Annotated in this window: 23 protein-coding genes; 10 read left to right on the top strand and 13 right to left on the bottom strand. The window is 44.7% G+C overall.

The genetic code is table 11. The annotated features are described in order from the left end of the window. Positions 1–379 precede the first annotated feature (379 nt). Positions 380–1,177: a hypothetical protein gene (locus IM475_RS06355; RefSeq protein WP_287727027.1), complete on the bottom strand. Its 798-nt coding sequence runs from the start codon at positions 1,175–1,177 to the stop codon at positions 380–382. Then, the gene (locus IM475_RS06350) at positions 1,158–1,583 is read right to left on the bottom strand and encodes a hypothetical protein (protein ID WP_172963183.1); all 426 of its coding nucleotides are present in this window, start codon (positions 1,581–1,583) and stop codon (positions 1,158–1,160) included. Before IM475_RS06350 ends, IM475_RS06355 begins: the two co-directional genes overlap by 20 nt. 423 nt (positions 1,584–2,006) lie before the next feature. On the opposite strand from IM475_RS06350, the gene acsF reads away from it, so the two are divergent. Next, positions 2,007–3,083 (top strand): magnesium-protoporphyrin IX monomethyl ester (oxidative) cyclase, encoded by a 1,077-nt coding sequence (gene acsF / locus IM475_RS06345; RefSeq protein WP_002738012.1) that lies wholly within the window; start codon positions 2,007–2,009, stop codon positions 3,081–3,083. 157 nt (positions 3,084–3,240) lie between these two features. Further along, positions 3,241–3,780, top strand: coding sequence for a zinc ribbon domain-containing protein (locus tag IM475_RS06340; protein ID WP_287727026.1), 540 nt, complete (start codon positions 3,241–3,243; stop codon positions 3,778–3,780). Here IM475_RS06340 and IM475_RS06335 read toward each other — a convergent pair. After that, the gene (locus IM475_RS06335) at positions 3,769–3,918 is read right to left on the bottom strand and encodes a hypothetical protein (RefSeq protein WP_287727025.1); all 150 of its coding nucleotides are present in this window, start codon (positions 3,916–3,918) and stop codon (positions 3,769–3,771) included. The two genes, IM475_RS06340 and IM475_RS06335, sit on opposite strands and share 12 nt — an antisense overlap. A 189-nt stretch (positions 3,919–4,107) precedes the next feature. Between IM475_RS06335 and IM475_RS06330 the strand changes: the two genes are divergently transcribed. Then, positions 4,108–4,341 carry a hypothetical protein gene (locus tag IM475_RS06330; protein WP_287727024.1) on the top strand — a complete coding sequence of 78 codons (234 nt, stop codon included), beginning with the start codon at positions 4,108–4,110 and terminating at the stop codon, positions 4,339–4,341. A gap of 50 nt (positions 4,342–4,391) precedes the next feature. Then, positions 4,392–4,562, top strand: coding sequence for a Txe/YoeB family addiction module toxin (locus tag IM475_RS06325; RefSeq protein WP_287727030.1), 171 nt, complete (start codon positions 4,392–4,394; stop codon positions 4,560–4,562). A gap of 415 nt (positions 4,563–4,977) precedes the next feature. Here IM475_RS06325 and IM475_RS06320 read toward each other — a convergent pair whose 3' ends face one another. Beyond that, positions 4,978–6,201, bottom strand: a complete 1,224-nt coding sequence (locus IM475_RS06320; RefSeq protein WP_287727023.1) for an ABC transporter substrate-binding protein — start codon at positions 6,199–6,201, stop codon at positions 4,978–4,980. Between the two features lie 270 nt (positions 6,202–6,471). Between IM475_RS06320 and IM475_RS06315 the strand changes: the two genes are divergently transcribed. From IM475_RS06315 to IM475_RS06305, 3 genes are all read left to right on the top strand, one after another. Then, complete coding sequence (locus tag IM475_RS06315; protein WP_287660021.1) at positions 6,472–6,777, top strand: DUF6825 family protein; 306 nt, start codon at positions 6,472–6,474, stop codon at positions 6,775–6,777. Positions 6,778–6,868: 91 nt separating this feature from the next. Continuing rightward, positions 6,869–8,557 (top strand): ABC1 kinase family protein, encoded by a 1,689-nt coding sequence (locus IM475_RS06310; protein ID WP_287727029.1) that lies wholly within the window; start codon positions 6,869–6,871, stop codon positions 8,555–8,557. Positions 8,558–8,601: 44 nt separating this feature from the next. Further along, on the top strand, positions 8,602–9,324 hold the full coding sequence (locus IM475_RS06305) for a Stp1/IreP family PP2C-type Ser/Thr phosphatase (RefSeq protein ID WP_287660040.1): 723 nt from the start codon (positions 8,602–8,604) through the stop codon (positions 9,322–9,324). A 174-nt stretch (positions 9,325–9,498) separates the two neighbouring features. Here IM475_RS06305 and IM475_RS06300 read toward each other — a convergent pair whose 3' ends face one another. The 3 genes from IM475_RS06300 to aat all read right to left on the bottom strand — a co-directional run bounded on the left by IM475_RS06300 (position 9,499) and on the right by aat (position 12,833). After that, positions 9,499–10,899 carry an ankyrin repeat domain-containing protein gene (locus IM475_RS06300; protein WP_353737440.1) on the bottom strand — a complete coding sequence of 467 codons (1,401 nt, stop codon included), beginning with the start codon at positions 10,897–10,899 and terminating at the stop codon, positions 9,499–9,501. A 20-nt stretch (positions 10,900–10,919) separates the two neighbouring features. After that, complete coding sequence (locus tag IM475_RS06295) at positions 10,920–12,050, bottom strand: hybrid sensor histidine kinase/response regulator (RefSeq protein ID WP_223213034.1); 1,131 nt, start codon at positions 12,048–12,050, stop codon at positions 10,920–10,922. 201 nt (positions 12,051–12,251) lie between these two features. Further along, the gene (gene aat / locus IM475_RS06290; RefSeq protein ID WP_287727021.1) at positions 12,252–12,833 is read right to left on the bottom strand and encodes a leucyl/phenylalanyl-tRNA--protein transferase; all 582 of its coding nucleotides are present in this window, start codon (positions 12,831–12,833) and stop codon (positions 12,252–12,254) included. Between the two features lie 34 nt (positions 12,834–12,867). Here aat and IM475_RS06285 point away from each other — a divergent pair, with 34 nt between their 5' ends. Then, entirely contained in the window at positions 12,868–13,209 is a 342-nt protein-coding gene (locus IM475_RS06285; RefSeq protein WP_004160341.1) for a DUF8822 family protein, read from the top strand. 14 nt (positions 13,210–13,223) lie between these two features. Here the strand turns inward: IM475_RS06285 and IM475_RS06280 are convergent, their stop codons facing one another. The 4 genes from IM475_RS06280 to pdhA all read right to left on the bottom strand — a co-directional run bounded on the left by IM475_RS06280 (position 13,224) and on the right by pdhA (position 18,527). Further along, entirely contained in the window at positions 13,224–14,825 is a 1,602-nt protein-coding gene (locus IM475_RS06280) for a glycosyltransferase family 39 protein (RefSeq protein WP_287727020.1), read from the bottom strand. 60 nt (positions 14,826–14,885) lie between these two features. Continuing rightward, positions 14,886–15,824 (bottom strand): glycosyltransferase family 2 protein, encoded by a 939-nt coding sequence (locus IM475_RS06275; RefSeq protein WP_287727019.1) that lies wholly within the window; start codon positions 15,822–15,824, stop codon positions 14,886–14,888. A gap of 540 nt (positions 15,825–16,364) precedes the next feature. Next, positions 16,365–17,147, bottom strand: a complete 783-nt coding sequence (locus tag IM475_RS06270) for a hypothetical protein (protein WP_287727018.1) — start codon at positions 17,145–17,147, stop codon at positions 16,365–16,367. A 345-nt stretch (positions 17,148–17,492) separates the two neighbouring features. After that, positions 17,493–18,527, bottom strand: coding sequence for a pyruvate dehydrogenase (acetyl-transferring) E1 component subunit alpha (gene pdhA / locus IM475_RS06265; RefSeq protein ID WP_287727017.1), 1,035 nt, complete (start codon positions 18,525–18,527; stop codon positions 17,493–17,495). A gap of 247 nt (positions 18,528–18,774) precedes the next feature. On the opposite strand from pdhA, the gene IM475_RS06260 reads away from it, so the two are divergent. Further along, on the top strand, positions 18,775–21,021 hold the full coding sequence (locus IM475_RS06260; RefSeq protein ID WP_287727016.1) for an IMS domain-containing protein: 2,247 nt from the start codon (positions 18,775–18,777) through the stop codon (positions 21,019–21,021). Positions 21,022–21,490: 469 nt separating this feature from the next. Continuing rightward, positions 21,491–21,808 carry a KGG domain-containing protein gene (locus IM475_RS06255; RefSeq protein ID WP_287727015.1) on the top strand — a complete coding sequence of 106 codons (318 nt, stop codon included), beginning with the start codon at positions 21,491–21,493 and terminating at the stop codon, positions 21,806–21,808. Positions 21,809–22,047: 239 nt separating this feature from the next. On the opposite strand, the gene IM475_RS06250 is transcribed toward IM475_RS06255, so the two are convergent. Both IM475_RS06250 and IM475_RS06245 read right to left on the bottom strand, forming a co-directional pair. Beyond that, positions 22,048–22,596, bottom strand: coding sequence for a DUF2808 domain-containing protein (locus tag IM475_RS06250; RefSeq protein WP_002761049.1), 549 nt, complete (start codon positions 22,594–22,596; stop codon positions 22,048–22,050). A 118-nt stretch (positions 22,597–22,714) separates the two neighbouring features. Next, on the bottom strand, positions 22,715–22,846 hold a 132-nt coding region (locus IM475_RS06245; RefSeq protein WP_287727028.1), incomplete at its 5' end, for an SsrA-binding protein.

Raw genomic sequence — 22,846 nt, 5'->3', positions numbered from 1 at the left:
AGCCATAGTTTTCCGTCAAAATTCGATTTTGTCTCTTAAAACCCTGATTAATCGGTTTTTAGAGCTAATTTTGACTCTTGGTCTAATCTGCCTGTCTTCCTTGCTGTGACTGACTTACAAATTTTTGGAGATGTCTATTGGGAATCTTCGCTAACATTCCTCAACTGAGACCACCAGAGCGGCATCGCACTCTAACCCACAGTTTCAATAAATGTACATGGTGCGTTCCCCAAAAATCGATCGGTGGAGCAGTAGGAGTCACATTAGGGAACGCACCCTACAAGAACGGCGATCGCACTGGGAATTGATTTTGCTGATGGCAATGTGTTATTCATACTTTTATCCGCCCAACGTTCCTGTTATGTTGCCTGCATAGAACTCATTTTGGCTTCATCCAATCTTTGAGAACAGCCTTACCAACACTGACATACGGATTGTCCAAAAACTCCTCAATTGCAGCTTCACCACCCGTTTGTAACGCACCGACAACACGACGCTTGAAACTAGGAGTGGTTTCATCACTCACGTAAGCCACCTTTTCAGCTTCAGTAACGCTTGGATTAGTTTGTTCTAGCTGTTTGAGAAGACGCTGAATCTCCGCTGCCGCCTCAGCAAGAGTCTGCTTTTGATCTAATTGAACGAATGTGTTGTTGTCAGATCGATATTTGCCAACAGCAGTAGCTTGACTAACATTGTAATAGTCTCCCTCAACACCTAATCTTACTCCTCCTAGAAAACTCCCAATCTCGCTCTTTAGACTTCTAATCTGTTCACGTAGTCGAAATTTATCAGGTACAGAACTTGTAGTCATTAATTGTTCTTCTAGTATCTTTAGGTCTTCCAAAAGCCTTTGTTGACGCAGGGTTTGAATATCTAAAGTACTTGAATTTTTGTTAGATCGTTCTTCTGTTACTATACTTGCAGTCTCAGATTCTTTTGGCGGAATGGATGAGTCAACTGCTTTCAAATTTCTTACTCGTTTCTGTTCACTCCAAGCCACAAAAGCAGTACCAAGACAAAAGCTTAGTGCTATGACAAAACTTGAAGGAGCACCTCCAGCAAATAGTAACATGAGGACAAAACCTATGAATACAGCCACAGTCTGCTGAACTAAGGAAAATAAACCAGCCTTAGCCTCTTCATAGAGATTTAATTCATTATGATTTCCCTGAGCCATGCTTATTACCTCCTTTTAATCCACGCAGATCTACCCAGAAGCGCCCAATGATTCGACCGGCTAGAATAATCCATAGGCAAAAGTCAGATGTGATGATTATAAAACAAGCATAGCGCGATACGCCCAACGGGTTTTCTTGCAGGCATACGTCAAAACCAGAAAAGTCTTTACCGATAATGACACGACCGATGAAACTTGGAAGTTGTAACAAAATACTAAGAGCGATCGCATCTTGTACCGAGAGATAAACGGCTCTCCATAAATCCCCCATTAACCCTCGACCTAAAACATCTAGGGGTTCCCAAACGTTCAGCAACAAGCGCTCTGCTCTTTTACCCGTCTTGGTTTTGAGTTCTGGAAGATTCGGATCTGGCTTTGAAAGAGGTTGAGGGGGTTGCTGACTCATCTAAATCATTTCGGCTCTTCTAGGTTCTGTGTGGTCAGCTTAACTTACCATAGAAGCGATCGATCTCTGTGTCCTCTGTGTCTCTGTGGTTCGCTCCACCCCCTAGCTAGCAGGAATGTATCTTAGAATACATTTTATCCACCAAACCTGGGAGAGCCGTTTTCAGTTCACCGATTACCGATGACTGTTTACCGATCACTGAACAAACCCCACATCTCCGAACATTTGTCAAGACTCCCAGGGAAAAAGCCGCGTTTGTTTACACAGCTTAATTAAGAGTTGTAACTTTTAATGAACAGGAAGGGAGTCTAGGGCTGAGAGCTTGCTATAGTGAATCCTAGCCGTTTTTTCACGGCTCGTCATTATCAAGTCAAAGCCTTTACTCGTCTCAATCATCATCCCAGAGTAAAATCAATAATCCCTATGGTCAGCACGATCCAAAAACCAGAATTCGAGGAAATCCGTCCGGGTATAAAAGTTCCCGCTAAAGAAACGATCCTCACTCCCCGCTTCTACACCACTGATTTTGAAGCGATGGCGGAAATGTCGATCGCCGCTAACGAGGAAGAACTGAAAGCGATTTTAGAGGAATTCCGTACCGATTATAACCGGCATCACTTCGTTCGCAATCAAGAATTCGATCGCTCTTGGGATCACATTGATGGCGAAACTCGTCGCTTATTCGTGGAATTTCTGGAAAGATCCTGCACGGCCGAATTTTCCGGCTTTCTTCTCTACAAAGAACTCGGCAGACGTTTAAAAAACAGAAATCCCGTTCTCGCAGAATGCTTTAACCTCATGTCCCGGGACGAAGCGCGTCACGCTGGATTCCTTAATAAGGCTTTATCGGATTTTAACCTCTCCCTTGACTTGGGATTTTTAACCAAAAGCCGTAACTACACCTTCTTTAAACCGAAATTTATCTTCTACGCCACCTATCTTTCCGAAAAAATCGGTTATTGGCGTTATATCACCATTTATCGTCATCTCGAACAACATCCCGAAGATCGGGTTTATCCGATTTTTAACTTCTTCGAGAATTGGTGTCAAGACGAAAACCGTCACGGGGACTTCTTTGATGCGATCATGCGTGCGCAGCCTGATATTCTTAATGATTGGCGCGCTCGTCTCTGGTGTCGTTTCTTCCTGCTTTCGGTCTTCGCTACGATGTATCTCAATGATACTCAGCGTTCTGGTTTCTACGCCATTCTCGGTTTGGACGCTCGCGAGTACGATAAGTATGTGATCGAGAAGACCAATGAAACCGCCGGCCGCGTCTTCCCGATTGTTCTCGATGTGGATAGTCCTGAATTTTATGATCGCCTAGAGATTTGTGTTCGCAATAACGAGGGATTACGGGCGATCGATAGCGAAAACAGTGCCGCACCGGTTAAATTCCTGAAGAAATTGCCTATCTTCGCCTCTAATGCTTGGCAATTCCTCAAATTGTACCTGATGAAACCGATTCGGGTCGATAAATTAGCCGGTAGCGTCCGTTAAAAAGTTTGTTTTCTTGAGACATGGTGAGGGTGGGTTAAACCGCCCTTTTTTTGTCGATAAAATTCTTAAGAAAATCCTCTAACATTTTTATCCTCGCTAGACTGGATCCTAGGGGTGTTAACTAGCTTTTTACTTTTTACTTTTCACTGTCAAAAATATGGCTATTTATAGTGAATTACCCACAGGACAACGTCTCTATCTCGATAATCAAGGGCCGCAGACGATTGTAACCCTCGCTAGTGGTGCTGTGGGACAACAACAGCAGTCTAGCAGTAGTTTTGCTACGGGAGTTTGGACAAAAGAACCCCAAATAGAGATAATTCCCCAAGGGGCGATTATTGAAATTATCACTGAAACCGGACCCCACAGAATCCAAATTCAAGGAAGCAGTATCGGTTTTTCCTCTCCTCATACCTCTGGAGTTTCTCAGTCCTCTCAATCGACCACTGCTACCAGTTTCTCCTCCTCACCGATGCAACCAATGCAACCAATGCAACCGATGCAACCGATGCAACCGATGAAAATGGGTAATATGTCGATGAATTTTACCCCCATGGAAATGCAAATGGGAGATATGAAAATGAGTATGGGAGACGCAAAAACCGTCAGCAAAACGCGATTTTGTAGTCAATGCGGGGCAAAAGTAGCGGCAACCGATCGCTTTTGTAGTAGCTGTGGTCATCAGTTACAGCAATAAAACCTGTTTAGCTAAATCTATAACTCCTTTTGTGGCAAAATTCTGTTTATATTGGCTGAATTGACCCGCTTCTAACCGGATTAACCCACAGCGAGCGCAGTTTTCCCGCCAAATCGCCTGTTTATCTATGTCTAACATTCTCAACACTAGGGACAAGGGAAGGAGTGTTTCCCTCCCTTCCCTGATGGGTTACACAAGAACTAGAACCTCTGGAAGTGTGTTACAAGGGACCGCCTGGCAACGAGGTAAGACTATACAGAAACGAGAAGAGCCAAGTTATCATTGAAACTGCTATAATCAATAAAATCTCAAGAATAGTAAAAGTATATGAATGCACTAAAATACCAAACAATCATCAAAAATGGTCAACTTAGTTTACCTCCCCTCGACTTACCAGAAGGAACAGTTGTCGAAGCGATTTTGTTGATTAAAGAAGCTGCTGAAATGGATGAAACGGACTATCTGCTTTCCACAGAAGCTAACCGTCAACATCTCCAAGAGGCAATAGAATCCCTGAAAAATCCTGATAGTTATGTTTATGTAGATGCTGCTAACTTATGAGGAAAGTCGCCTTTCTAACCCGAAGTTTTGATGAGTTTAATCTATGAGCGATCGCAGATAAAAAAGTTGACGCTAAAATTGTCAGCCTGATTAAAGATGTTCAAAGAGAGCCTTTTTCTGGATTAGGAAAACCAGAAGCATTAAAACATGAACTATCAGGATTGTGGTCACGACGCATTACAAAAGAACATCGCCTAGTTTATATAGCGGTAAGCGCTTGAGTGAGATACAAACCAAGCTTTGCCTAGCATGGTTTATAGCTCGTGACACTGTACCTCATACGACTGCACACCGCTATAGCGTGTCTGATGAAGAAATTGTTATTGTTTCCTGTAAATTTCACTACTAATAATCGCCAGAAATTCCAGAACTAGCTGAGAGCAATAATTAGGGTAAACTAAAACTTAAGAAGAATTTCTGAAGAAAGTGAAAACCAACCTACATTTTTCTTTTATGAGAAATTAATTGAATAGAACATTGCAAGTCAGAACAGGATTATGTTGATTTTGGACTCGACTTTAACATTCTTGAATACTTTAAACAGGATTTAGGATTACACAAAAGCTAGAACCTCTGGAAATTCGTTGCAAGGGTATCCCTTGCAACGAGATAGAAATGAGAAGAACCCTTTACTGATTAATTTTCCACAAAAGTAAATTTACCATTTTTACCATCGGCATCCATTTTAATTTGTGCCACGGAGAATTTATCCTGAATGATTTCCCCTTCGGGAGTAAAAGCAATATCTCCCAAGACAGTCACATACTTACCCGCTAAAATTTCCTGATTTAATTGTTGGCGAATTTGTTCGAGGGAAAGTGTACTGAGTTTATTTTTATCATCTACCCGTTTTAAGGCCTCGACAAAAACTTGAATTCCCGTAAAAGCTTGAGCGGTAAATTGGGGCGGTGCTTTTTTATTTTCTGCGGTATAAGCGGCGACAAAATCCCGATTAATAGGACTATCTAATTCCGGGTTATAAGCTTGAGCAATGATAATGCCATCACATTGAGCTTGACAAACCGGGAAAATATTAGAAGTATTTAAACCATTGCCCCCAATAATTAACCCCTGATAGCCTAATTGTCGCAACTGTTTGACCAAATTGCCCCCGTCAGCAACCAAACCAGAAATAACCACTAAATCTGGTTTCATATTAATAGCGGCGGTGGCTTGGTTTTGAAAATCTGTATCGGTGGTTTGGAATTTCTGCACGGTGACAATATCGAGATTTAAACTCTTCAGGGTTTCTTGAAAAGTTTCCGTTTCCGATTTACTAAAAGCATCATTTTGGGCAAAAAAGACAGCCACTTTTTTAATCTTGGGATCGATTTTTAAAGCGGTTTTAACCGCATTGGGAGCAACCACAGCCACAGGAGCGGACACCCTACCCACATACTCACCGATCTGGGGGATACCTTTAGCCGTGTTAGAGGGGCCGAGAATGGGAACTTTGGCTCGATCGGCGATCGGACTAGCGGCAAAAGCTTGTTGGGACAGGGAGGGACCGAGAATACCCACCACCTTATCTTGGGTGATCAGGGTATTAATGGCGTTGATCGCCCCCTGTTCATCCCCGGCCACATCCTGGATAATAACTTTAATCGGTGTTCCATTGACTCCGCCCTTTTTATTAAAATATGTTTCAGCCATCTTGACACCGATCACCTGTTCCTGTCCCAATAGGGCGAGATTGCTAGTTTGGGCTAAAGCTGCACCGATGGGAATAGCAGCAGTGCCGGCGTTTTCTGCGGGACTGGGGTTAGTTTGACCAGTGGGAGTGCCAGAATTGCAGGCCACCACTAGACCGAAAGTGACTAGGGATAAGATTAAGGGGATTAATAAACGTTTTCTGAGCATCTTAACTCTCCAGGGATGGTATTGTTGATGACAATATTATTTCGCGAATCGGGTTGATTTCAGCGATAATTCTCGACGAGATCAAACCGGATTCTGCTCCCTTAGAGCCTTTTCTTTCCCCTAATTTTGTCGATTAACCTCCCCGTCTCACCTCCGTTTTCAGAAAAACGATTTGCCTTTTCCGGTTCTGTCGCCTAACCTAGTAGTTAGGGAATCTATTATCGCCTTTCCCGTCCACAAACCCCGAAGCGAAAACATCCATTTAAGATTATGACTAACCCCGTTATTCACGCCTTTTTCCTCGGACGAGCGATCGCTGAAGTGATCGGTGAACAGCTAGAAGATGCGTTTACCAACGCTTTAAGCGAATTAGGCAAATTTGATGCCGAACAACGGGAAAACCTGCGGCAATTCGTCGAAGAAGTGCAAATGAGAGCCGATCAAGCCATGGAAAAGGGAGTATATACTGGTACAGAGTCCGGTGGTTCCTCCAGTGCCGATGTGCAGGAAAACATCGACGAAATGCGGGCCGAAATCGCCCAATTGCGCTCAGAACTAAAAAACCACCGTAATTAACCCCAAAACCCTCTTTTAGTCGCTTTAAAGCCCCAAAAATTGCGTGTCAGCCTTTCTACCCGTCCCCGTTACCCCAGAGTTAAACCCAGCAATGCCGGCCCTCGAAGTCGCCAAAAATAGCTATCGTTGGAATCGAGAAAGCTATTCCATCAATCGTCGTCGTCTAGATATTTGGCGATTCGTTCTGACTGTACTTTATCAATTCTGGCTCAACGGTAAAAAATGGAGCTATAACGGCGGCTATAGCCAAGAAAAACTCGCCGGCAGACGCAGAAAACAGGCCGCTTGGATTCGGGAAACCATGCTAGAATTGGGACCGACTTTTATTAAAGTCGGTCAACTGTTCTCCACTCGCGCCGATCTTTTTCCCCTCGAATATGTGGAAGAACTCTCGAAACTACAGGATCAGGTTCCCGCATTTACCTACGAACAGGCCAGCAAAATTATCGAGGTATCCTTCGGTAAACCCCTCAATCAACTCTTTAAAAGCTTTGATCCTATTCCCCTGGCAGCCGCTAGTTTAGGGCAAGTTCACCGGGCCCAACTGAACACCGGGGAAGATGTGGTGGTCAAAGTCCAACGGCCCGGATTGAAAAAATTATTTAGTATCGATCTGGCTATCCTGAAAAAAATCGCCCAATACTTCCAAAATCATCCCAAATGGGGTAAAGGTCGCGATTGGACGGGAATTTATGAAGAATGCTGTAAAATTCTCTGGGAAGAAACCGATTATCTCAACGAAGGTCGTAACGCCGACACTTTTCGCCGTAATTTTCGCGGGGAAGATTGGGTAAAAGTACCAAAAGTCTATTGGCGCTACACCTCTCCCCAAGTTTTAACCCTAGAATATCTCCCTGGCATCAAAATCAGTCACTATGAGGCCCTAGAAGCGGCCGGACTCGATCGCAAATTGTTGGCTAAACTGGGGGCAAAAGCCTATCTAATTCAACTACTCAATAACGGCTTTTTTCACGCGGATCCCCACCCCGGCAATATCGCCGTTGATAGTGATGGCTCCTTAATTTTCTACGATTTCGGCATGATGGGACAAATTAAAACCAACGTGCGCGAAAAATTAATGCAGACTCTCTTGGGAATTGCCCAAAAAGATGCCGATCGCGTGGTCACTTCTCTGGTAGATTTAGGAGCATTAACTGCTAATGGTGATATGGGAGCAGTGCGGCGCTCGATCCAGTATATGCTCGATAACTTCATGGATAAACCCTTTGAGGAGCAATCCGTGGCCTCTATCAGCGATGATCTTTATGAAATCGCCTACGATCAGCCTTTTCGCTTTCCCGCTACCTTTACCTTTGTCATGCGGGCATTTTCTACGCTGGAAGGGGTAGGCAAAGGACTCGATCCCGAATTTAACTTTATGGAAGTGGCCCAACCTTTTGCCCTGCAATTAGTAAATGATATGACAGGAAATAATGGCAGTAATATCCTCGATGAGTTAGGACGGCAAGCGGCCCAAGTGAGCAGCACCGCCCTGAGTTTACCCCGACGCATCGATGATACGATCGAAAAATTAGAACGGGGTGATATCCGTGTTCGGGTACGTTCCAGCGAATCCGATCGACTTTTGCGGCGATTGGGTATGATTCAAATGGGAACCAACTATACTTTACTCATAAGTGCTTTGCTTATCTCAGCGACGCTTCTATTTGTCAGTGGTTTTGGTTGGTTAACTTTAGTGCCGATGGCGATTTCCCTGCTTCCGGGGATAGCCCTCTTGAGACTTTGGCGAAAAATTGAACGTCAGGATCGTATGATGTAATCGATCGCGGGATAATAAATATTGTGTTAGCAGCAGAAATTTCGATGAACAATCTTTCTTTTGGAGGACTGACCGATCCTGGTGTAGTGCGATCGGTTAATCAGGATAGTTATTATATCGACCCCGAGCGGCGCTTTTTTATCGTTGCCGATGGTATGGGGGGTCATGCGGGAGGCCAGGAAGCTAGTCAAATCGCCACTGAAACTATCCAAGCTCATCTAGAAGAACACTGGCATTCGCCCCTGGCTGCCGGGGAATTGCTGCAGGAGGCAATTACTGCCGCTAACGAGAAGATTATTGAAGATCAACTGAAAAATCCCGAAAGACAGGACATGGGGACAACCCTAGTCATGGCTATCTTCCGAGATGATGGCTCTTGGTACACCCATATTGGTGATTCCCGTCTCTATCGCTTTCGTGAGCAAAAATTAGAACAGGTGACGGAAGATCATACTTGGATAGCTAGGGCGATAAAAATGGGTGATATGTCCGAAGAAGAAGCGAAAAACCACCCTTGGCGGCACGTTTTATTTCAATGCCTTGGTCGTCGCGATTTGCCCCCAGTGACGGTATCTCCCCTCGATGTGCAATCCGGCGATAGTTTAATTCTCTGTAGTGATGGTTTGACGGAAGAAGTGTCCGACGAGGAAATTAGCGATTATTTGCAAACCGGTGCTGATTGTCAGGAAATTGTCGAGAATTTAGTGGCAGCGGCCAAAAAAGCTGGCGGTTCCGATAATATCACCGTGGTCATGGTAAGCTGTTGACTATCTAGGGTTTGCGGCAAAAAGTTTCTCGTGGGGAAGTGGGGAAGTGGGGAAGTGGGGGAATTTCAACTAACACCCCAACACCCCAACACCCCCCGCAACGCGCACGCAGTGACCACCCTATCTCCTGCCTCGCAGCCTCATCTCAACAAGCAATTTAAATTCGCGGGCAGCTTACTCGATCGCTCCCGCTTGTTTTAATAAAGAAACGATCGCCTGATGGTGATTAAATTTAGCTAACATTAAAGCGGTCATTCCCCCTTGATTTTTCTGATTTAAGTTCACCTTTCCCCCGTCTAACAAAACTTTAACCGTGTCGAGACAACCGTGATAACTCGCCCACATTAAAGGGGAAGCGCCGCTAAAATCGAGTTTATTGACATCGGCGCCGATATCGATTAACCGGCGCACCAGTTGACTATTATTGCCCTCACAAGCTTTCATGAGGACGGTTTTGCCATCGGGATAAACGGCGTTGGGATTAGCCCCGTAGTCGAGGAGATAACGGCAGATTTCCGTAAATTTGCGCTGTAGAGCTAAAGTTAACGGTGTTTCTCCCTGCTGAGTTAGGTTAGGCTCCGCCCCCTGTTTTAACAATTCTAAAACGATCGCTTCGTATCCCTGCACCGTGGCGATGATCAGGGGTGTATCACCAAAATGGTTGCGGTGATTGACAAAAGCGCCGGCTTGTACTAGGGCCTGGACGATCTCTAGATGTCCTTCGATCGTCCCTAAATGCAGAGCCGTTTCCCCAGCCTGATTTTGATTGTCAATACTAGCCCCCTTAGCGAGTAAAAGTCGGACAATATCGAAATATCCCTCAGCAGCGGCGATCATGAGGGCAGTTTCTCCCTCCTCCGTGCTGATGTTTGGATTTGCTCCCGCTTGCAGTAAAGTTTGCACGCTGCCGAGATTTCCCCTCTCTACAGCCAAAATTAGGGGAGTTTCCCCGGATAAAGTGGGAGAATCGAGGGGCATACCACGGGTAATAAACAATTCGAGGATTTCTGGGCAATTGGCGGTGAGAGCCTGTAACCAAGCTTCTTGACGTATTTCGTCATCTACACCACTATCGAGCAGTAAACGGACAATTGCGGCGTAATTTTGTCTGATCGCTACAGATAAAGCCGTATCTCCATCCCGATCGCGCATATTGACCCGAGCACCGGCGGTTAATAACTGTTCTGCGATCGCTGTATGACCCTTATAAACGGCGATCATTAGTGCTGGTGTACCATCTTGATTGAGCTGATTGACATTAGCGCCGACGGCGATTAATTGAGCAAGGATTTCACTGTGATTGAGGGCAGCCGCTAACATGAGAGGGCTTAAACCTTGGGGTTGTTTACTTTTGTTGATATCAGCCCCAAATTCTCGCAAAATTGCCACAATTTCTCTATGACCCCCCTGCACGGCATAGATTAAAGCCGTAGTATTTTGCCCATCAGTGGCGTTGACATTTGCCCCCTGACTCAGTAAAGCTTGAACCCGCGCGAGATTGCCCTGACGCGCCGCTTGTATTAACAAGATATCCCAATTAGAAGCCATTAACAGTGACCGATCGGCAGAAAGTATTTTTTCTATTATCGATCTTTCTAGACAGGTAAACGGACAGAAAAGCTACTACCCCGTTCTAATTCTGAGGTGACGGCAATAGTTCCCCCATGAGCATCGATAATGCGACGGGAGAGATAAAGTCCTAACCCATTGTTGGAACTGTCCGGGGAACCGGAGTACAGGCGCTCAAAAATCCGGGGTAGTTCTTCTGCTGAAATGCCGATACCAGTATCCTCGACGACAATGGTGACAAAAGTATCTTCCTCTGTAGCGGGGATGAGATGAATTTTCACATCACCCTTTTGGGTAAATTTAATCGCATTGCCGATGAGATTGGTAAAAACGCGCCGCAGTTCCAAGCGATCGCCAGTTAGGAAAATTTCCCCGGCATTTTCGGCATTTAAGCTTAATTCTAGTCCTTTTTCTCGGGCAAGGGGAGTTAACTGCTGACAGACTTCTTCGAGAATATCGATAATCTTTAATTTAGTAAAATTAAGTATCTTTTCGCCGTTTTCATAACAATAAACTTCCAAAAGATTATTAACCATTTCCAAGAGATTTTGATTACTGCGAATAATCACATGAATGACTCGACTCATTTCGGGAGTAATCTCACCGTATAAACCTTCTTGAAATAGTTCTAATATGTGATTGACAGACACTAAGGGAGTTCGCAAATCGTGGGTCATCCTCGAAACAAAATCTTCTTTTTGTCTAGCCAATTGCTCTTTTTCTTGTTTGGCAATCGCCACTTCTTGTTCCGCTTCATAGATGCGTAGGGCGTTTCGCATCGCTTGATTTAAGCGCGAGGCAGAAAGACGAAATTTACTCAGATAATCGGAAGCACCGGCTTTCATCATATCTACGGCAATTCCTTCGTCTCCGTGACCGGTTAAGACAATTAGGGGTATTTTAAGTCCCTGTTGCCGAATTTCCCGCACCAAAGTCAAACCATCTCGATCGGGTAGAAGATAATCGATAAACATACAGTCGAAAAGATTATTGGACATCTTTTCTTTAGCCTCTTGATAGTCAGCGGCTTCTGTTATTTCTATCGCCATCTCCGATGTTCTTAAGAATCGGCGCACGGCGATCCGATCTACTTCATTATCATCAACAATTAGAATTCTTAACTGGTTTAACATTGCCAATTTAAATCTGAATTTCATTACTGTCTGATCTACCCTGATAGAATACCTCGAATCGGGTTCGATGGTCAAGACATTTTCGAGGTCGATTCTTACAGCTTTTTTCTTAAAGATGAAGTATAGTCTAATTTGCTATTGACGACCGAATCGTGACGACTGTCCCCCCAAAACGAAAAATTAGTACCTCACTATTAAGATGACTGCCACAATCGGAAACAATACTTAAACAAAATGGCAATGCTTCAACAGAGCGCCTTCAAGTAGGGGATGATATTCTTTTTCGGAGATAGTATAGGCCCCAAATCTAGCCAGATGGGGATTTTGCATTTGGGCATCAAATAGACAGAAATTCCGTTCTCTGAGGTGTTCGACTAACTTGACCATGGCTACCTTAGAACCATCGGGAATTTTATAGAACATCGATTCCCCGATAAAAACCCCGCGAATTGCTAAACCTAAAATCCCCCCCGCTAATTGATCCCCTTGCCACGTCTCGAAACTGTAGGCCCAACCGGCCTGGTGTAATTGCTGATAGATTTGCATTAACTCTGGGGAAATCCAAGTCAGGGAGCGATCGGCACAACCGGCACAAACCCCAGCAAAATCGCGGTTAATAGCCACGCTAAAGCGATTTTGATTCAAAACTCGTTTTAGGGACTTGGGATACCTAAAACGCCGATCAAGAGGGATAAGAGCGCGATTTTTACTAGAATACCAATCCAATCGCCCCCCCTCATCGGCCATGAGAAAGTAACCGCGTGCGTATCCTTGTATAATAGAGGCGGTATCCACGACTCCCCCCAAGAATTCAGTCTCGTAGCCTGATCATTCTCTAATTATGCCTGATCATCCCCCACCAATTCCGCCGATTACTTTACCACCGATCGAAAATCCCCAACAGGAACAAACTTGGCTGCGCACCGCTTTACATCGTTGGTTAGATGCGGAATTTATTCCCGAAGCTATTAATGAAACTATCGCTGAACGTGCTAGTCAAATTTTTCTGCGTCAGCGTTTGGAAGGGGAAAACGATCTCGGTAACTTGGTGATTGCGATCGTTACCGAGATGCAAGCGTTTGATTTTCGCGAAAGTTTTTATAGTGAATTTGCCATCGCTAACGCCGTCAGTGATTTAATTTTAGATAGTTTAGGGATCGATCGCTGTTGTGGGCAAAGTTAGACAGTTTTTCTTTGCTATTGGAGTTTAATTTCTATTAGCTGCTCTGCTAATTTTTTTGTACGAATGGGGTACTGCTCATTTAAGAAGTTAACAAAATCTTCTTCGGGATGTGCCACGACGATATTACTATAGTTTTGGGCTAATTCCTTGAGATTGAGTTTTTGCCGCCAGCATTCCACATCGCCATCCTGAAATAATTGAAACTTAACTTGATCGTTAACTAAATAGGATAATGACAAAAAGAAACTAGGGGTATTATCGCTGATGACTATCGGCTTGGTCATGGAGTTTACAACAGGGGCGATTTTTAGATTAGCTCCACTGGCTGTAGCTCGTTGATCATCTAAAGCCGCATCAGGATTTAAACCCAGAAATACACATGATACTATACCTAGTAGCAGCAAAATTAGCAAGATTTGTTGTCCTAAATAGTGCAGCCAATTTTTTGGCGATTTTGAGCCGATATAACTGGCAATCAGGTAGGATATAGCCATCCGGATTGCCAGAAAAGCCGGCATATAATATCTGGCTTGTAGGGAGCGGATCGATGGTTTTAATAAATCAGGTACAATTTGAAACAGTGTCGGAACAACAATCAAAGTTATGAGGAATAACCAAACTTTCGGCGATGCGTATCGGATGAGATAGTAAAGAGAATAAACCACTAACAATAATATTAATAAATGTAAAGCCGATTCTAATCTTCCTTTGCGGTGAAAGAAATTCACAAATACATGACCAGTATGACGGAATAAGGTTTGAGATATTTGGATAATATTAGTCTTAAACTGTCGATAGTATTGGGTGTTGCGATCAATTTTGTCTAGGTTGGTAAAAATCACGAATAGCCAAGGGCTAAATAAAACTAAGCTGCCAACAGCTGCCAATACATAGCTAACAACTGTTCTTGTAATTTTCAATCTCTCTAGAAGAATCACATATAAAGCTTGGGCGATGGCGACGGGAGCAGAAAATAAATGAGTATAAAAAGTCAAGGCTAAACTGAGGCTATACCAGAGCCAACTTTTAAGCGTATTTTTACGGATTGCTCGTAAAAGAGCAATTCCTGATAAAATAATTGTCACTGTCCAGCAACTATATTGGGTAGCGTTTTGTGCCGAAAGTATCCGAAGGGGAGAAACAGCGAATAAAGCGATTGCAATCGAGGCCGTTAGCGAAGAATCAAACAATTCTAGGCATAAACAATAAAGGCAAGCAATGGCTAGGATGCTTAAGAAAATCGAGAAAGTTCTGGCCGAATGTTCGATGGGGATTAACTGCATCCAGAAGCGCGCTAACAAATTGTATAGGGGAGGATGTTCTGGATTCCTCATCATAGAGCGCAAGGCATCGGATAGAGAGCGTTCGGAATGAGGATGTTGAAAATATTGTAGGTCTTTCCTGCCAATAATTTCACCGTTGAAAGCCCGCTCCCGCACGTCTTGAATCGTGTATCCCGAAAAACGCATAATACGTCTAACTTCATCGGCACTATAGACTTTTTGCTCTAAATTGAAAAATCGTAGGCCAATTCCGATTAATAAAATAGCAATGATCAAAAACTGTCCGAAATTAGCGGCCAATCGATCGGGTAAATATTTTCTCTGATCCATCATAAGTTTATTTGTCCGTAGGTCATCAATCGACAAGAATTAATTGATAGTTGTTGGGAAAGTTTAATTGATTTCCAACCCAGCGATCTCAGCGATCGTATAGGCTGGTCTGCCTTTAACTTCTTCGTAAATTCGCCCGATGTATTCCCCTAATATGCCAATACCGATCAATTGTACCGAACCCAAGAAAAACACAGCGATCAAGATAGTAGCTAAACCGGTAACGGGAGAGTCGGGTTGCTGCAGGCGCCAGTAGAGAACCAGTAAAGCCATAAACAGGGCAATTAAAGCGGAAAATAAGCCTAAATAAGTGGAAATACGCAGGGGAATCTTAGAAAAAGACACCAAGCTATTAATCGCTAAAGCTAGGGATTTTTTAAAAGTGTACTTGACTTCCCCAGCAAACCGGGGATCCCGCTCAAACTTAACAGCAGTTTGTTGGAAACCAATCCAAGCGCGTAAACCGCGAATATAACGATTCCGTTCTGGCATAGAATTTAATAGGTCCACTACCTGACGATCCATCAGACAAAAATCCCCCGTGTCCGCAGGGATATCCACGTCGGCTAATTGTCGCAGCAATCTATAGAAAACGTAGGCAGTTAGGCGTTTAAACCAACTTTCTTTTTTCCGTTTTGTTCTCTGGGCGTAAACCACATGATAACCTGCTTGCCAAGACTCAATCATTTTGGGAATCAATTCCGGTGGATCTTGCAAGTCGGCATCGAGGACAACAATAACTTGACCCCTAGCGAAATTGAGTCCCGCTGTTACTGCTGCCTGATGGCCAAAGTTACGAGCAAAGCTAATGTAACAGACCCTAGCATCTCTTTCCTGTAGTTCCCGCATTAATTTTAAGGACCGGTCCCGACTGCCATCATTAATCAGAATCAGTTCCACAGAATCATCTAAACTATCCATGACGGCACTGACACGACGATAGAGTTCTGGAATGGTTTCTTCCTCGTTATAAATCGGAATAATTAGCGAATATTTCGGCATTTTCGAGAGATTGAACGGACAAAAGCCGTGTTTTTATGGCGGCTGCTACGCTAAATATTCTGCCAAAGTATCGCTTTTGTCAACTTAATAGATTACTGCTAAGCTGCATTGCATTTAAACTGCAGCAATGAAAGGGAGGCCGATTTCTTGGGCAGCACCAATAATTAGGCTTGGCTTAATAAACGTGCAATATAGACGAAGTAAGGGTTTTGGAGCTTTTTTAGCGGAACAGGTGCAAGATTTTGAAAGCTAGTGGCTCAAAAACCTTGCTTCTCCATTGGCGATCGCATCTTATCCCACCTTCAAACAATATCCTTCTCCCCTTGTCCCCTGCTCCCCGCTCCCCACACCAGCCGATCGCTAACGCCGTCAGTGATTTAATTTTAGATATAGTCATTTCAGATAAGTCTGATACACTCTAGACCGACAAAAACCTGATGAACTCTGGGATTGATATTCTCAATCTTAATTGAAATGACTATAGTTTAGGGATCGATCGCTGTTGTGGCCAAAGTTAGACAGTTTTTCTCTGCTACTGGATTAAATTGCCAAGGAATGGTCGAGCATTGCTTGCCGACGTAAACAATTCCAGTAGGCTGCATAGAGATCCGTCTGTTGACCGCGCAGAGAAGCGATCGCAGGTGCGGCAGGAAAAGGCCAGAGACGATCAAAAACCACTTCTCGATGAGCCAGACGAAACTGCAGCAAATAAACAGAAGAAGGAGCCTGTAAATTATCCAGTAATTGCGCTGCCAGCCGATGTAAAGACTTAAGACTCTCTCTTTCCAGACTAATCGGTTGACTGTAGGCGTTGGGGATCATGCCTTCTCCGATTACCTCACCGTATTCTAAACCCTTAGATGTCACCGTGATCGGCAACCAAAGATCCCCAAAAGAAGAATCTCCCTGACTGGTTTTATAGTGCAGGGTATGGGCAACCCAAGTGCGTCTTTCCTCGATATCCCGACAAGCTTGATAAACTTTTTTACCAGGAAAATTCACCCAATTGGGTAATTGAATTGTTAAGGGACACCAGATTAAATTATTCTGGCTGGTTTTACCCGACTCCATTTTTGACCACAAAGAAGCCGTCCCCGTCACCTCCACCGCCAAGGATTTAGGAACCGCATTTTTTAAGGCAATCACCATCTTTTCGGTAACGGGCGATAGCCGAGACATCTGACCACTGGCTTGAGCTTCGGCATTAACGAGAATGATAACTTTGTCCATTTCTTGTTGTGGGTTGGGTGAACTTGAACGATCAGCGGTGAGGTTGGTTAAGAGTGAGAACTGACTGGGGTTCAATGCTTCTGTAGTCGCCATGGCAAAAGCTATTTCTCTGGATTTTAGCGAATTATACAAGAGCGCAACTATTTTTTACGGATTTTTTCAACAGCAACCAGCTTCGAGGCGGGATTTTTCTACTCCCCCTCATAGAATACCTTAAGTAATCAGTGATCAGTAACCAGTAAACAGTGATTAGTCAAGAAGAAACTCGACCGCATCTAAAACCTAATTGGTTAAGCTAAAAGCTTTGATCTACTTAGTTTCTAACCTTCTTTTTAGGTAGGAGAATTGCCAAATTCTTTTTTAGAGCCTCTTGTCTCTTGTCTCTTACCTGTTGCCCCTTGCCTTCAGCAGCTGATCACTGATCACCGATCACTGAAATTACTCGTCTTCGGCGAAAATAAAGCGAGTTAGTTCACTAGGATCGGGTTCGGGGCTAGATTCGGCAAATTTAACCGCTTCCTCGATTTCAGCTTGAATTTTCTGCTCGATTTCTTTTAATTCCTCTCTCGTGGCCAGCTCTCGCTCGTAGAGGTAGGCGGCAAAGCGAGTGATCGGATCTCTTTCGCCCCAGAATTGTTTCTCGTCAGCACTGCGTAACTCGTCGGGATCTGCCAGAGAGTGACCCCGGAAACGATAGGTTAAGGCCTCAATTAAAGTCGGTCCCTCACCGGCGCGGGCCCGAGCCACGGCTTCTCTGGCGGCGGCATGAACGGCGACCACATCCATACCGTCCACTTCCACACCGACCATACTAAAAACACTGGCTTTTTTATAGATTTCCGGTTGAGAAGTGGCTCGATCGTGGGCCATACCGATCGCCCACTTATTATTTTCCACCACATAGATAATCGGCAACTTCCAGAGAGCGGCCATATTCAGACACTCAAAAAACTGGCCATTATTACTCGCCCCATCCCCGAAGAAACAGACCGTTACCTGATCGGCACTGGCATCACCCATAGCTTCGCGACGGTACTTACTTTGAAAAGCCGCCCCGGTTGCGACGGGAATCCCCTCGGCCACAAAAGCGTAACCCCCTAAAAGCTTATGTTCGGCGGAAAACATATGCATGGAGCCGCCCCGTCCTTTACTACAGCCGGTAGCTTTGCCGAATAACTCCGCCATTACCTCTTGAGCGGGAACTCCGGCACTGAGGGCGTGGACGTGATCGCGATAGGTGCTAGAAACGTAATCTTCTCCCTGACGCAAGGCTTTAATAATACCGCTAGATATCGCTTCTTGACCGTTGTAGAGGTGGACAAAACCGAACATTTTGCCTCGATAATACATTTCGGCACATTTATCTTCAAACATCCGCCCCAAAACCATATCTTCGTATAGGCGAAGACCTTCAGCTTTGGTAATAATGATGGAAGCAGGATTAAAGGTTGGTAAAGTACGTTCGGAAATCATAGGGTCTGTAGTATCATTTAGACAACAAAAAGGCAAGGGGAGAGGAAGCGGTAGATTTTTCGAGAATTCTGGCAGTGAATTTTTTGGTCTTAAACCAAGGGGTTCTTGGTATTTTCTCTCTCAAATCTAATCTTAGTCAGTCAGAGATTGGCTAGGATAAGATGGTATCTTGTTATTTTACTCGCTCCGCTCTCACTTACATCACTTAATTTACTAAGGACTCTCCAGAGTTGAGGTACAGCTAACCGTGCGCATTCCTCTCGACTACTACAGGATATTGGGAATCCCCTTTCAGGTGAGTGCCGAGCAAATTGATTTGGCCCACGCCGACCGGGGACGGCAATTGCCACGTCAAGAATACAGTCAAACAGCGATCATCGCCCGTCAGCACTTGTTAGATGAAGCTTACCAAGTGTTAAGTGAGCCAGATCGCCGTCGTGATTACGATGCCCAATTTTTCGACCCCAATCCCTTGCTTCTCAACCCAGAAAGCACCGCCGAAAACCTAGATTCTCAGGGTGGCGAGGCGGCCGCGGCTTCGCCGGAATATCCCACTCCCCAGATTACCATTGCCCCCGCCGATCTGGTGGGAGCTTTGCTCATCCTGCAAGAGTTGGGAGAATACGAGTTAGTGATTCGTTTGGCCGAAACTTATCTAGATTTAGAGCCAACTACTCGCCCAGACATGATCTTAACCTTGGCTTTGGCCTACGGGGAATTAAGTCGGGAATATTGGCAGGATAAAAATTATGAACAGGCGGCCAGCACCGCGGCCAAAGCCCTGACTTGGTTGGAACAAGAAGAAATGTTCCCGCAAGTGGCCAGCGAGATTCGCCATGATTGTGATCGCCTGCGTCCCTACCGGATACTGGAATTGTTATCCCAAGAAAAAAAACCTAGTCTTGCCCGTCAGCGCGGCTTAAATCTCTTGGAGGAGATGTTGGCCGCTCGCGGCGGCATCGATGGCCAGGGCGATGACCGCTCTGGGTTGGGGGTGGATAATTTTTTACGCTTTATTCAACAGTTACGGGTTTATTTAACTCAGGACGAACAGGAGAAAATCTGGGCGAAAGAGGCACAACGCCCCTCGGCAGTGGGTAATTACCTGCTGGTCTATGCCTTGATTGCCCGCGGTTTCGCCCAAAAACAACCCGCCGCTATTGTCGCAGCCAGCGAGCGCCTACAGCAATTACAAAAACATCAGGATGTCTCCCTAGAGCGATCGATCTGCGCCCTACTGCTCGGTCAGACGGAACGAGCAAGCACAATTTTAGAAAAAAGTCAAGAGCAAGAAATATTAAATTATATTAAGGAACAATCCGGGCAATCTGCCGATCTTTTACCCGGGTTATGTCGTTACGGTGAGCGTTGGTTACAAACAGAAGTTTTCTGCCATTTTAGTGATTTAGTCGAGCGGAAAGCCTCACTCAAAGAGTATTTTGCCGAGGAAGACGTACAAAATTATTTAGAAGAATTGTCAGGTTTTCCTGACGAAAAAGTTGCCTGGTCGGTTCGAGAAAAGACTGGCGAACCCTTAGAATCGGAAGTAAATGTTCTCAAAACCCACACCCCCCCCACCCATTTAAACCCAGTGCCAGGAGCGACACCGATGAGGGAATCTGCTTATTCTTCTTCCCACTCTCGTCCCCAAAAACCGTCTTTAGCTAGAGTTAACGGTGAGCGGACAAGCACTGCTGTACCTGCCCTGAGAGCCACCGCTCAGGAGGAAACTCTCACCCCCTATACTCAGGGTAGTGTGGTGGTGACAGCAGCCGATCCTCAACCGGCACTTAATCCCCCCCGTCGTCGTCCTAGTCGCCCGCGCCACCAAGCAGCAGGCAACTCCGGGCCGGCAGCCCTAGAAACGGCAAAAACTGCCGTAGTCGCACCGAAACGGAGACGACCAGCCCGCAGAAAACTGCGACTCGATCGAGTGGCGATATTGGGGGTAGGATTAGTGGGAACAATCGCGGTTTTGTCCTTGGGGGTAAAGGCAATTGTCGATAGTCAATCTCCTTTGGCAGCCTTGCAAGGGGAACAGTTACCGATTTCTTTAAATACTCCCATACTAGAAATTCCCTCGGCTAATGCGGAAGTGATGGAAGGGATTCCCTTGGACAAGGAAACAGCAAAGGAGACGATTCAAGCTTGGTTAGAAGCAAAATCGGCCGCTTTTGGCAGTGAACACCAAAAAGAGCAATTGAAAGAGGTTTTAACAGGTTCGGCCCTAGAAATTTGGCAAAAACGAGCGGCGGCTTTACAAGGAAATAATTATTGGCGCTACGATCATCAAGTGGATGTGCGCTCGGTTACTAATAATGTGAAAAATCCTAATTTAGCGACGGTGGAAGCGATAGTCAACGAAAAGGCCATGTATTTCCATAATGGCAAGGAAATTGTCAATCGTTCCTATAATGAGTCCTTGAACCTGCGCTATGATTTGGTACGGCAAGGAGATAAATGGTTGATCGAAAAAACCCAAGTCTTACCCTAATTTTTTCCGATTAAATCCCCAAAAACCACGCTTTAGGCTGCCCGCACACCCAAAAAAGGCTGTATGGCAGCCTTTTCAGTGGGAAGTGGGGAAGTGGGGAAGTGGGGAGAAGGGAGCAGGGAGAAAAAAGCTGATAACTGATAACTGATAACTGATAACTGATAACTGACTCCTCCAAAGGCAACCTTTGTACCTCACCATTAAGATAACTTCTATATCTTTAGACTGATAAATGCTCGATTTGCTTAATATTTTTTAACATAAAATATGCCCTTTGATTGCTGTAATTAGTTCCCTAGAAGTCAAGCTAATGAGTTATGATCCTAGATGGGAATCCATAGTTCTTAGAGGAAAAAAGCGGGGCAATCTCAATGTTTTGTCCAGCGACAGGATCATGATTTTGATGTTTTAAAAATCTCGCATAAGTCTTTAAGAACTTTTAAAATCAGCATTCACAAGGAGAGATATTATGACAGGTAAGAGTAAACGCGGTTTTGCCTCTATGGATCAAGCTAAACAAAAGGAAATCGCTAGTAAAGGTGGTAAAGCTGCTCATCAAAAAGGTACAGCCCACGAATTTACCTCCGAAGAGGCTCGCGAAGCGGGACGAAAAGGTGGTGAAGCGGTTAGCCGAGATCGCGCCCACATGGCAGCTATCGGACGGGAAGGGGGCAAAAATTCTCACAAAGGCAGTGGCAAAAACTCAAACTCCGAAGAAAATTCCCCAGCCAACGAGTCTATAGGTGAAAACTACTCAGATTTTAGCAACTCGGAGGCAAATAGTTGACTTTGGTTGACTTTTTCTCAGACTGAGAGGGTGTTAGGGTTTTGGGGTTTTAGTTAAATTCCCCCATTCCCCCATTCCCCCATTCCCCCATTTCCCTATCCCCGTTAACGAAGGCAGGAGGCAGAAGGCAGAAGGCAGAAGGCAGCTTTTATTTATTATCCCCACACCCCACACCCCACACCCCACACCCCACACCCCACACCCTACCCCCACGAAAAACTTTTTGCCGCAAACCCTACTTAAGGTTCGATACTGACAATCCAAGTCCCAACGTAGAGACGGACGGGAATATTGCCAGAGGCAATCACATCACAGGTAAAGTAATAAGTGCCTAATTCGGGATTTCTGACATTAGACATGACGATTTCAACTTTGCTGGTGGGATCGATCGCTTGTTCGGGGACAATTTGAATAACGCGACTATCCTTATCCCAAACCACTTCCTTTAAAGGTAAAGATTTGCCGTTGATGCGTACCTCGATTTTATTGGTGTCAAACTGGCCGTTAAAATAATCGGGATAGGAAATAAAAAAAGCTGAAGCCCCTTGGGAGAGTTTTTTCGCGGGAATATAGAGTTTATAACGATCCATTTGCTTGGGACGACCGCCAAATTGCAAGAAATAATCTAAGATATCCTTGCGATCGACTCCACTAAAAATGGTTAGGCCGGGGTTGCCATTGGCTAAAGTTATTTTTGGTAAAATAATCCCCGCACCCACAGCTAAAGATAGAGCAATTAAAGCGGGTGCCTTAGCATATTTAATTATTTTTGTCAAGAGTTTTAACATAAATTTTAACCCAAAGTGAGGGGGATGGTGACGGCCGCAAGGAGCCTAATACAGTTCAACTGTAACAAAACCCGATCGTTTCTTACCTAGACCTTTGCCAGTCCGATAAGTGTCTTGGTTAACGCTTCATCGCTCGCGCCATATCCCGTTGATCCTGACGACGTTTCAAATCTTCGCGTTTATCGTGTAATTTTTTGCCTCTACCGAGGCCAATGCTGATTTTTACCCAACTACCTTTAAAATACATCTT

The sequence above is a fragment of the Microcystis sp. M061S2 genome (assembly GCF_020245605.1).
Classification (GTDB): Bacteria; Cyanobacteriota; Cyanobacteriia; order Cyanobacteriales; family Microcystaceae; genus Microcystis.
This window is presented reverse-complemented; position numbering and strand designations above follow the sequence as displayed.

Coding starts and splice junctions, on each gene's coding strand:
- IM475_RS06355 (WP_287727027.1), bottom strand. CDS start 1,177: ATGGCTCAGGGAAATCATAATGAATTAAATCTCTATGAAGAGGCTAAG.
- IM475_RS06350 (WP_172963183.1), bottom strand. CDS start 1,583: ATGAGTCAGCAACCCCCTCAACCTCTTTCAAAGCCAGATCCGAATCTT.
- acsF (WP_002738012.1), top strand. CDS start 2,007: ATGGTCAGCACGATCCAAAAACCAGAATTCGAGGAAATCCGTCCGGGT.
- IM475_RS06340 (WP_287727026.1), top strand. CDS start 3,241: ATGGCTATTTATAGTGAATTACCCACAGGACAACGTCTCTATCTCGAT.
- IM475_RS06335 (WP_287727025.1), bottom strand. CDS start 3,918: ATGTTAGACATAGATAAACAGGCGATTTGGCGGGAAAACTGCGCTCGC.
- IM475_RS06330 (WP_287727024.1), top strand. CDS start 4,108: ATGAATGCACTAAAATACCAAACAATCATCAAAAATGGTCAACTTAGT.
- IM475_RS06320 (WP_287727023.1), bottom strand. CDS start 6,201: ATGCTCAGAAAACGTTTATTAATCCCCTTAATCTTATCCCTAGTCACT.
- IM475_RS06315 (WP_287660021.1), top strand. CDS start 6,472: ATGACTAACCCCGTTATTCACGCCTTTTTCCTCGGACGAGCGATCGCT.
- IM475_RS06310 (WP_287727029.1), top strand. CDS start 6,869: ATGCCGGCCCTCGAAGTCGCCAAAAATAGCTATCGTTGGAATCGAGAA.
- IM475_RS06305 (WP_287660040.1), top strand. CDS start 8,602: ATGAACAATCTTTCTTTTGGAGGACTGACCGATCCTGGTGTAGTGCGA.
- IM475_RS06295 (WP_223213034.1), bottom strand. CDS start 12,050: ATGAAATTCAGATTTAAATTGGCAATGTTAAACCAGTTAAGAATTCTA.
- IM475_RS06285 (WP_004160341.1), top strand. CDS start 12,868: ATGCCTGATCATCCCCCACCAATTCCGCCGATTACTTTACCACCGATC.
- IM475_RS06280 (WP_287727020.1), bottom strand. CDS start 14,825: ATGATGGATCAGAGAAAATATTTACCCGATCGATTGGCCGCTAATTTC.
- IM475_RS06275 (WP_287727019.1), bottom strand. CDS start 15,824: ATGCCGAAATATTCGCTAATTATTCCGATTTATAACGAGGAAGAAACC.
- IM475_RS06270 (WP_287727018.1), bottom strand. CDS start 17,147: ATGGCGACTACAGAAGCATTGAACCCCAGTCAGTTCTCACTCTTAACC.
- pdhA (WP_287727017.1), bottom strand. CDS start 18,527: ATGATTTCCGAACGTACTTTACCAACCTTTAATCCTGCTTCCATCATT.
- IM475_RS06255 (WP_287727015.1), top strand. CDS start 21,491: ATGACAGGTAAGAGTAAACGCGGTTTTGCCTCTATGGATCAAGCTAAA.
- IM475_RS06250 (WP_002761049.1), bottom strand. CDS start 22,596: ATGTTAAAACTCTTGACAAAAATAATTAAATATGCTAAGGCACCCGCT.